Source organism: Mesorhizobium sp. Root554 (genome assembly GCF_001427025.1).
Classification (GTDB): Bacteria; Pseudomonadota; Alphaproteobacteria; order Rhizobiales; family Rhizobiaceae; genus Mesorhizobium.
This window is the reverse complement of the sequence record NZ_LMGA01000001.1, coordinates 212,758-220,579: the sequence shown is the minus strand read 5'-3', so window position 1 is coordinate 220,579 and position 7,822 is coordinate 212,758. Positions and strand designations below refer to the sequence as shown.

The following is a 7,822-nucleotide window of genomic DNA, read 5'->3' as shown; positions in this document are numbered from 1 at the left end:
ACGGCGAAACGCAACGCCTTGCCGGGCTTGCGGCCGTAACGGGTGAAGACGTAGCTGCCCAGCACCAGTCCCTGCAGCGCCAGGTGCGGCTCCGCCAGATCGCTGGCGAAGCGCCAGCCCCCTTCCGGCAGCGCCTTGGCCAAGGCGCCGAAGCCGAGCGGATTTCCGCCATTGCCGATGCCGAACAGCGCGCCGGCAATCGATCCGTCCGTGCCAGGAAGAACAAGCGTCCTGCCCGCCTCGCCGGAAAAGCCGTTGGCGTTCGCCCAGACCAGTTGTTGAGGCGACAGGTCCGCCGCTTCCAGGCCGTTCTTGCCGATCAAATAGACAGGCAGCGTTTCACCAGGCTTTTCGGCAAGCTCGACAGGCATTGGTTTGTCGCTTCGGCTGGAGGATTTCGCCTTCCGTAGTGCCGGGAAACGGCAACGACGTCAATTCGCACGGCATCCCATATCTTTCCGCGATTGCTGCCTGATCACCTCGAATGATAAGCAGATGATCCATTTGGAACATTGCTGTGACCGTTCTGGAAGCGACCAAGGAAGCCAAGCCCCGGCGCAGGGATGCCGTAAGGACTTTCCTCGTGGCGGACCGAACGCCGATGTGGTTTACCGCCGCCGCCTTGCTGGCCGGAGCCGCAGGCACCTATTTCATCGCACCGCAGGTCAATGCGAAGTTCGAAGCGCAGAAAATCAAAACCGACTTCGTCATCCGCAACTACAGCGATTTGCGGACCAAGATGGAGGATTTCCAGGGCCTCTACGGCGTCGTCGCCCAGAAATTGGCGGCGGGCCAGGACGTCCAGGCCGATGTTTTCAGGCTCCAGGAGATCATGGGGCGGGTGAGCGCCCAGAACCTTTCCCTGCTGCCGATGTTCAGCACCGAAAACGGCCCGAAATCCGCTGCCGGCGTCAACACCGCCATGAACGGCATGATGGCCGTGATCTTCTCGAATGCCGGCAAGAAAATCGAAACGCCGGAGGAAGTCGCGACCTACAATTCGGAAGTGCTCAAGGCGACGCAGCAACTGGTGGTTCCTTTGCTGGAACTCTACGTCCGCATCGGTGAGGTGGGCCAACTGAAACCCACCGAAAAGGACACGGACCTGCAGCCAAGCCGTTAAGATTAACCTTCCATTAGGGTTAACAGAATATTTCTCGGGTCAGGTGGCCGTAACGAATGGGGGCCTGCGCCGAATGTCTTTCCATAGCTCGAAATCCAATATGACGAAGCGCGTCCTCAAAGGCGCCTTCGCGATCGCGCTGATGGCCGGCGTGGCCGGCTGCGGCACCAGCAAGATGACGACCGGCTCGATCAGCCGAGGCGGCAGCGGTCCGGCGGTGGAGTCCATGTCGGCAGGCCAGTTGCGCGATGCTTCATCGTCGCTCGGCCGCTCCTATGCGAAGAACCCCAACGACAAAGCCACGGCGATGAAATACGCCACCGTCCTGCAGATGAACGGTGACGCCGACCAGTCGCTGGCGGTCATGCGCAAGCTCGCCATCGTCTATGCCAAGGACCGCGACGTGCTCGCCGCCTATGGCAAGGCGCTGGCCGCGAACGGCCAGTTCGAACCGGCTCTCGATGCCGTGCGCCGCGCCCAGACGCCGGAATATCCGGACTGGAAGCTTGTTTCGGCGGAAGGCGCCATCCTCGACCAGATCGGCCAGAAGGATGAGGCCCGCCAGCGCTACCGCAAGGCGCTCGACCTGAAGCCCGACGAACCGTCGATCCTCTCCAATCTCGGCATGTCCTATCTGCTGGGAGGTGATCTCAAAACCGCGGAGACCTATCTTCGCTCGGCCTCCGAGAAGCCGAACGCCGACAGCCGCGTGCGGCAGAACCTGGCGCTCGTCGTCGGTCTGCAGGGCCGTTTCGACGAGGCCGAAAAGATCGCCTCGCAGGAACTGTCGCCCGAGCAGGCGCAGGCCAATGTCGCCTATCTCCGCTCGATGCTGGCGCAGCAGAACGCCTGGAGCCAGCTCAAGGCGCAGGACAAGAAGAAGGTCGCCGCGGCCAACTGAGTTTCAATCCCGTCAGCGGCCGGACCCGACAGCAGTCCCCTTCCCTTCAAGCAAAAACCGCGCTGGCCAAGGCCGCGCGGTTTTCTGTGTCAGGCGGATGTAAGCCCGAAGGACTTATTCCTCGGTGCTGGTCTGCGCGTCGCCGAAGATGCCCCGCTGGCTGATCTGCATACCGGCCGGGCCAAGGATGATGGCGAACAGCACCGGCAGGAAGAACAGGATCATCGGCACGGTCAGCTTCGGCGGCAGCGCGGCGGCCTTCTTCTCGGCCTCGTTCATACGCATGTCGCGGCTTTCGCTGGCCAGAACGCGCAGCGCGTGCGCGACAGGAGTGCCGTAGCGTTCAGCCTGGATCAGCGCCTGCGAAACGGACTTCACCGATTCCAGGCCGGTGCGGCCGGCGAGGTTTTCGTAGGCCTGCTTGCGCTCCTGCAGGAAGGACAGTTCGGCATTGGTGAGCACGAACTCCTCGGCAAGCTCGACCGATTGCGTGCCGATCTCGTCGGCGACCTTGCGCATGGCGGCTTCGACCGACATGCCGGACTCCACGCAGATCAGCATCAGGTCCAGCGCATCGGGCCAGGCGCGCTGTATGGACTGCTTGCGCTTGGTGGCCCGGTTGCTGACGTAGAGCACCGGCGCGTAGAAGCCAGCATAGGCCGCGACGATGCAGATAAAGAGCTTCATCACCAGCGGCCGGTCCGGCAAGGCGCCCAGCACGAAGAGATAAAACGCCGCCAGGGCAAGCCCGGCGAATGGCAATACCAACCTGAAGAACAGAAAGCGCGTCAGCGGGTTCTGGCCGCGGAAGCCGGCCATCTTGAGCTTCTGCATGGTGCTTTCGTCGGCCAGCGCGCGCCGCAGGTCCAGACGGTCAACGATGTTGCGCATGCCGACGGACTGCTCCTCGCGCAGGCCCCTGCGACGGCGGTCTGCTTCGGCCGCCAGCCGGGCGCGCTGCTTGGCGCGCAGTTCATCGCGTTCCAGCGCGACAGATTTCATGCGGGCCTTGAGCGAGTTGCCGCCGAAGGCGGGCAACAGCGTGTAGACGGTGGCGAACACCGCGACGGCCACCAGCATGGCGATCAGAAGAGCCGGATCCGTAAGGGTTTTGGCGATGCCCATCTTGTAGCCCTTAGACCTCGAAATTCATCATCTTGCGCATGACGAAGATGCCGATCGACATCCACAGCCCGGCGATGCCCAGGATGAGATTGCCCGTATGGGTGACGAACAGCGGCATAATGTAATTGGGGCTCGAGAGATAGACCATGAAGGCGACGACGAAGGGCAGCGCGCCGATGATAACGGCAGAAGCCTTGGCCTCCATTGACAGCGCCTGCACCTTGGCTTTCATCTTCTTGCGGTCGCGCAGCACGCGCGAGAGATTGCCCAGCGCTTCCGACAGATTGCCGCCAGCCTGGCTCTGGATCTGGATGACGATGCCGAAGAAGCCGGCCTCCGGGCAGGGCATGGTTTCCGGCATGCGCATCACCGCTTCGGGAATCGAGATGCCGAGCTGCTGGGAATCGACGATGCGGCGGAATTCGGTCTTGACCGGTTCGGGGGATTCGTTGGCGATGAGGCGGATGCCGTCGTTCAGCGGCAGGCCGGATTTCACCGCGCGCACGATCACGTCGAGGGCGTTGGGGAATTCCTTCAGGAAAGCCTTGACGCGGCGGCCGCGGCGGAAGGACACGAACCAGCGGGGAAGACCGAGGGTCCCCGCCAACGTGACGCCGAGAAGAGCGTAGAGCGGCACGCCCAGAACGAAGGCGATGAGCGTAAGCACCAACCCGCAAATTCCGGAATAAATGTAGAACCGCTCCATGCTGATATCCATTCCGGCCTGCCGGATCTGGATCTTGAGAGGCGGCTTCTTGACGTTGACGTTCTTGACCTTCTGCTTTTCCTCGAGATCCTTCAGCGAATCCTGCACCGACTTGCGGCGCTTGGCCGCTTCGGCCACGCGATCGCGGGAAGCCTTGACGACATTGCGGTCGGTTTCGGCAGCCTTGATGTTCTGCAACCGCTTGCCGGTCTGGTTCTCGTTGGCGATGCGGGTGAACAGCAACGCGTAGGCCACCGCGCCGGCGCTGCAACCGGCGAGGAGGACGAATGCCAGAACGGTCGTGTCTATTCCGAACATCAGGGTCGTGACCTGTTAATCTGGTCGAAATGGTGAGAGGCCATCAATCGGCCCGCTTTTCCATCGCTTCCATGGCGGTGGCCAGGCGCTGTTCCTCGCCGTAGTAGCGGGCGCGGTCCCAGAAATGCGGCCGGCCGATGCCGGTGGAGACGTGCTCGCCGATCAGTTTTCCTCCCGCGTCCTCGCCCTTGATGTTGTAGAGGACGAGGTCCTGCGTGATGATGACATCGCCTTCCATGCCGATGACTTCGGTTATGTGGGTTATCCGGCGGGAGCCATCGCGCAGGCGCGCGGCCTGGATGATGACGTCGACCGAGCCGACGATGATTTCGCGCACCGTCTTCTGCGGCAGCAGGAAACCGCCCATGGCGATCATCGATTCGATACGGTTGAGGCATTCGCGCGGGCTGTTGGAGTGGATGGTGCCCATGGAGCCGTCATGGCCGGTGTTCATGGCCTGCAGAAGGTCGAAGACCTCCGGTCCGCGCACTTCGCCGACGATGATGCGTTCGGGGCGCATGCGCAGGCAGTTCTTGACCAGGTCGCGCATGGTGACCTCGCCCTCGCCCTCGAGATTGGGCGGGCGGGTTTCGAGGCGCACGACATGCGGCTGCTGCAGCTGCAGTTCCGCCGAGTCCTCGCAGGTGATGACCCGTTCCTCGCGGTCGATGTAGTTGGTCAGACAGTTGAGCAGGGTCGTCTTGCCGGAACCGGTGCCGCCTGAAATGACGATGTTGCAGCGGACGCGGCCGATGATCTTGAGAATTTCCGCGCCTTCCTGGGAAATGGCGCCGAAGCGGACGAGCTGGTCGAGCGTCAGCTTGTCCTTCTTGAACTTGCGGATGGTGAGCGCGGTGCCGTCGATGGCGAGCGGCGGCGCGATGACGTTGACGCGGGAGCCGTCCGGCAGGCGGGCGTCGCAAATGGGCGAGGATTCATCGACGCGGCGGCCGACCTGGCTGACGATGCGCTGGCAGATGTTGAGAAGCTGCTGGTTGTCGCGGAACCGGATGTTGGTCTGCTCGACCTTGCCCGCGACTTCGATGTAAACATTGCGCGAGCCGTTGACCATGATGTCGGCGATGTCGTCACGGGCGAGCAGAGGTTCGAGCGGACCGTAGCCGAGGACGTCATTGCAGATATCCTCGAGCAGTTCCTCCTGCTCGGAGATGGACATCGCGAAATTCTTGATCGCGATGATGTCGTTGACGATATCGCGGATTTCCTCGCGTGCGCTGTCCTGATCGAGCTTGGCGAGCTGCGACAGGTCGATCGTGTCGATGAGCGCGGCGAAGACCTGGCTCTTGGTGTCATAGTAGCTTTCGCTGCGCTCGCGCTGTGCCCGGCGCGGTTCGGGCGACAATGGCGGCGGCTCGACCGGGCGGCGCGCAGGCGCGGGCGGCGCCACCGGGGTGGCCGCAGTCGCCGCGCGCGCCGGGCCCGCGACTTCCGCAGGTTTTGCAGGCGCAGCGCTTTCAGGCGACCGGGCCGGCGCTGTTACCGTTGCCGCCGGTGAAGGCTGACGGAACTCCGGAATGGTCCGGCTGCCGTCGTCATTGCCTCTTTTGCCAAACATGATCGACTACCAATCCCGCCGCTTAATCAGTCACTTCTTACGCATGAGTTTGCCAAGCATGCCGCCCAGGCCCGCCTTCTTCCTCGACTTGACCTCGCCACGGCCGGTGAGCACATGGGCAATCTCGTTGATGATGGCGACCGTCGGGTTCTTGGCGTCCATCTCGCCCAGCATGCGGCCATTGTTGGCGGCGTTGCCGAAGAGCAGCGCGTCGAAGGGAATGACGGCGATCGGCGTTATGCCGAGCGGTTCGGCGAAGTCCTGCGCGGTGATTTCCGGCCGCTTGGGCACGCCCGCCTGATTGAGGACAAGCTTGGGCGGCGGATCGTTCGGACGCAGCCGCTTCAGCATGTCGACCATGTTCTTGGTGTTGCGCAGATTGGCCAGTTCCGGCGTCGCCGTGATGACGATCTCGTCGGCCTTGATCAGCGTGTTCTTGCTCCATCCCGACCAGATATGCGGAACGTCGAGCACGAGCATGGGCGCGCTGCGCTGAGCGGTGTCGATGATCTGCGTGAAGGCTTCCGGATCGAAGTCGTAGACCCTGTCCAGCGTGGACGGCGCGGCAAGCAGGGACAGGTTCTCCGCGCACTGCGCCAGCAGGCGGTCGAGGTAGACCTCGTCGATGCGCTCGGGCGAGAACACGGCTTCGGCAATGCCCTGCGCCGGATCCTGGTCGAAATTGATGTTGGCGGTGCCGAAGGCGAGGTCGAGGTCGGCGACCACGACTTCCGACTTGAACAGCGACGACATCGCCCAGGCGACGTTGTGGGCGATGGTCGAGGAGCCAACACCGCCCTTGGCGCCGACGAAGGCGATGGAACGGCCGATCGGCTCGGCATCCGGATCGACGAAGATCGAGGAGATGACGCTGACGATATCGACCATGGAGATCGGCGCGATGACATATTCGGAGATGCCTGAACGGATCAGTTCGCGATAGAGGCCGACATCGTTGTAGTGGCCGATGACGACGACCTTGGAGGAAGGATCGCAATACTCCGAAAGTTCGCCAAGCTGGGAAATCAGCGCCTGCGGCTCGGCGCGGGATTCCAGCACGATGAGGTTCGGCGTTGGCGCCGACTGATAGAACTCAATCGCGGTCGCGATGCCGCCCATATGCACCTTGAGGTGCGCCTTGGCCATGCGGCGGTCCTCGCCGGCCCGCTCGATCGGGTTGGCGACGCCTTCCGTCTCGCAGAACGCCTGGATCGAGATGCGCGGTATCGGCCGCAGCGCCTGCATGGCGGCGACGTCCTGCTGCGAGGATTCGGCGGCAGGCAGATCGGGATCGTAGGCAAGGTTGCTCATCGTCATGCTCTTTCCCTGCGATGCGCGGTCAGTAATCGACTTCCGAGTTGCTCAGGAATTCGTCCGAAACACCACGGCCCCGGTATACGTCGATGACCGCGTCGCGATTTTCGGCGTCTATCGTTGTCCGCTTGCGCGGGCCGATCAGATCGGCCGGATTGGCGACCTGGGCGGCGAGGTTGTTCTGGTAGGAGCAGCCGAAATTCTTGTAGTGCTTGTTCTCGGTGGTATCACCGATATCCTCGGGCCAGCGTCCGCATTTGTCGGTCTGCGCCCTGATCGAGGTGAAGGCCACCCGGACAGGCGCCGAAGTATCCGACGCACCGACCTGGTAGTTCTCGCTGGAAATCCGCCGGGAGGAGACGCCATTGGCGATCGCGGTGCGGGCGAATTCGCGGGCGGCGGCGCGCGCCGCCACTTCGTTCGACGAGCCGACAGGCGTCATGATCGTCAGGACAGGCGCCGCGCTTCGGTCATATCCATCGAGGAAGCCAAGCAATGTGTCGCGCTGAGCCTTGCTCATGCCGCGGTCGCCGGCGGCGACCGGAAGATCGATCTTCTGGTATTTCTCCGAGATGACGATCGGATGGTTGGTGCGATAGTCGTCCGGCACGGAGCCGACCGTGATGCTGTCGCGGTTGGCGCAGCCCGCGAGGAGAACCGCTGCCGTCATGGCCAGGAGCGGAAGCGCCTGCTTGTGGAACGCCCGGCCGTTTGCCCGTACTGCCCCGGCCTTCAAGATCGACGAAGACATGTCCCGTT

7 protein-coding genes and 1 pseudogene are annotated in these 7,822 nt (G+C 63.0%); 2 read left to right on the top strand and 6 right to left on the bottom strand.

The window, feature by feature from the left end; all coding sequences use genetic code 11:
• A pseudogene (locus ASD44_RS18640) lies at window positions 1-371 on the bottom strand (leucyl aminopeptidase family protein); the annotation flags it as partial.
• Between the two features lie 146 nt (window positions 372-517).
• Here ASD44_RS18640 and ASD44_RS01050 point away from each other — a divergent pair.
• A complete protein-coding gene (locus tag ASD44_RS01050; RefSeq protein ID WP_056107614.1) occupies window positions 518-1,123 on the top strand; it encodes a hypothetical protein in 606 nt (201 codons plus the stop codon).
• A gap of 100 nt (window positions 1,124-1,223) precedes the next feature.
• Window positions 1,224-2,024 carry a tetratricopeptide repeat protein gene (locus tag ASD44_RS01045; RefSeq protein ID WP_244478701.1) on the top strand — a complete coding sequence of 267 codons (801 nt, stop codon included), beginning with the start codon at window positions 1,224-1,226 and terminating at the stop codon, window positions 2,022-2,024.
• 114 nt (window positions 2,025-2,138) lie between these two features.
• Here the strand turns inward: ASD44_RS01045 and ASD44_RS01040 are convergent, their stop codons facing one another.
• From ASD44_RS01040 to ASD44_RS01020, 5 genes are read right to left on the bottom strand one after another with little or no spacing between them, the layout of a single operon-like run.
• Complete coding sequence (locus ASD44_RS01040) at window positions 2,139-3,149, bottom strand: type II secretion system F family protein (RefSeq protein WP_056107594.1); 1,011 nt, start codon at window positions 3,147-3,149, stop codon at window positions 2,139-2,141.
• A gap of 10 nt (window positions 3,150-3,159) precedes the next feature.
• The gene (locus tag ASD44_RS01035; RefSeq protein WP_056107591.1) at window positions 3,160-4,173 is read right to left on the bottom strand and encodes a type II secretion system F family protein; all 1,014 of its coding nucleotides are present in this window, start codon (window positions 4,171-4,173) and stop codon (window positions 3,160-3,162) included.
• Between the two features lie 43 nt (window positions 4,174-4,216).
• Complete coding sequence (locus ASD44_RS01030) at window positions 4,217-5,749, bottom strand: CpaF family protein (protein WP_056107589.1); 1,533 nt, start codon at window positions 5,747-5,749, stop codon at window positions 4,217-4,219.
• Window positions 5,750-5,779: 30 nt separating this feature from the next.
• Window positions 5,780-7,060: a CpaE family protein gene (locus ASD44_RS01025; RefSeq protein ID WP_200946433.1), complete on the bottom strand. Its 1,281-nt coding sequence runs from the start codon at window positions 7,058-7,060 to the stop codon at window positions 5,780-5,782.
• Window positions 7,061-7,088: 28 nt separating this feature from the next.
• Window positions 7,089-7,814, bottom strand: coding sequence for a CpaD family pilus assembly protein (locus ASD44_RS01020; RefSeq protein ID WP_056107583.1), 726 nt, complete (start codon window positions 7,812-7,814; stop codon window positions 7,089-7,091).
• Window positions 7,815-7,822 lie beyond the last annotated feature (8 nt).

Excerpts from the sequence above, each read along its gene's own strand:
- ASD44_RS01045 (WP_244478701.1), top strand. The coding sequence starts at position 1,224 with ATGACGAAGCGCGTCCTCAAAGGCGCCTTCGCGATCGCGCTGATGGCC.
- ASD44_RS01040 (WP_056107594.1), bottom strand. The coding sequence starts at position 3,149 with ATGGGCATCGCCAAAACCCTTACGGATCCGGCTCTTCTGATCGCCATG.
- ASD44_RS01035 (WP_056107591.1), bottom strand. The coding sequence starts at position 4,173 with ATGTTCGGAATAGACACGACCGTTCTGGCATTCGTCCTCCTCGCCGGT.
- ASD44_RS01030 (WP_056107589.1), bottom strand. The coding sequence starts at position 5,749 with ATGTTTGGCAAAAGAGGCAATGACGACGGCAGCCGGACCATTCCGGAG.
- ASD44_RS01025 (WP_200946433.1), bottom strand. The coding sequence starts at position 7,060 with ATGAGCAACCTTGCCTACGATCCCGATCTGCCTGCCGCCGAATCCTCG.
- ASD44_RS01020 (WP_056107583.1), bottom strand. The coding sequence starts at position 7,814 with ATGTCTTCGTCGATCTTGAAGGCCGGGGCAGTACGGGCAAACGGCCGG.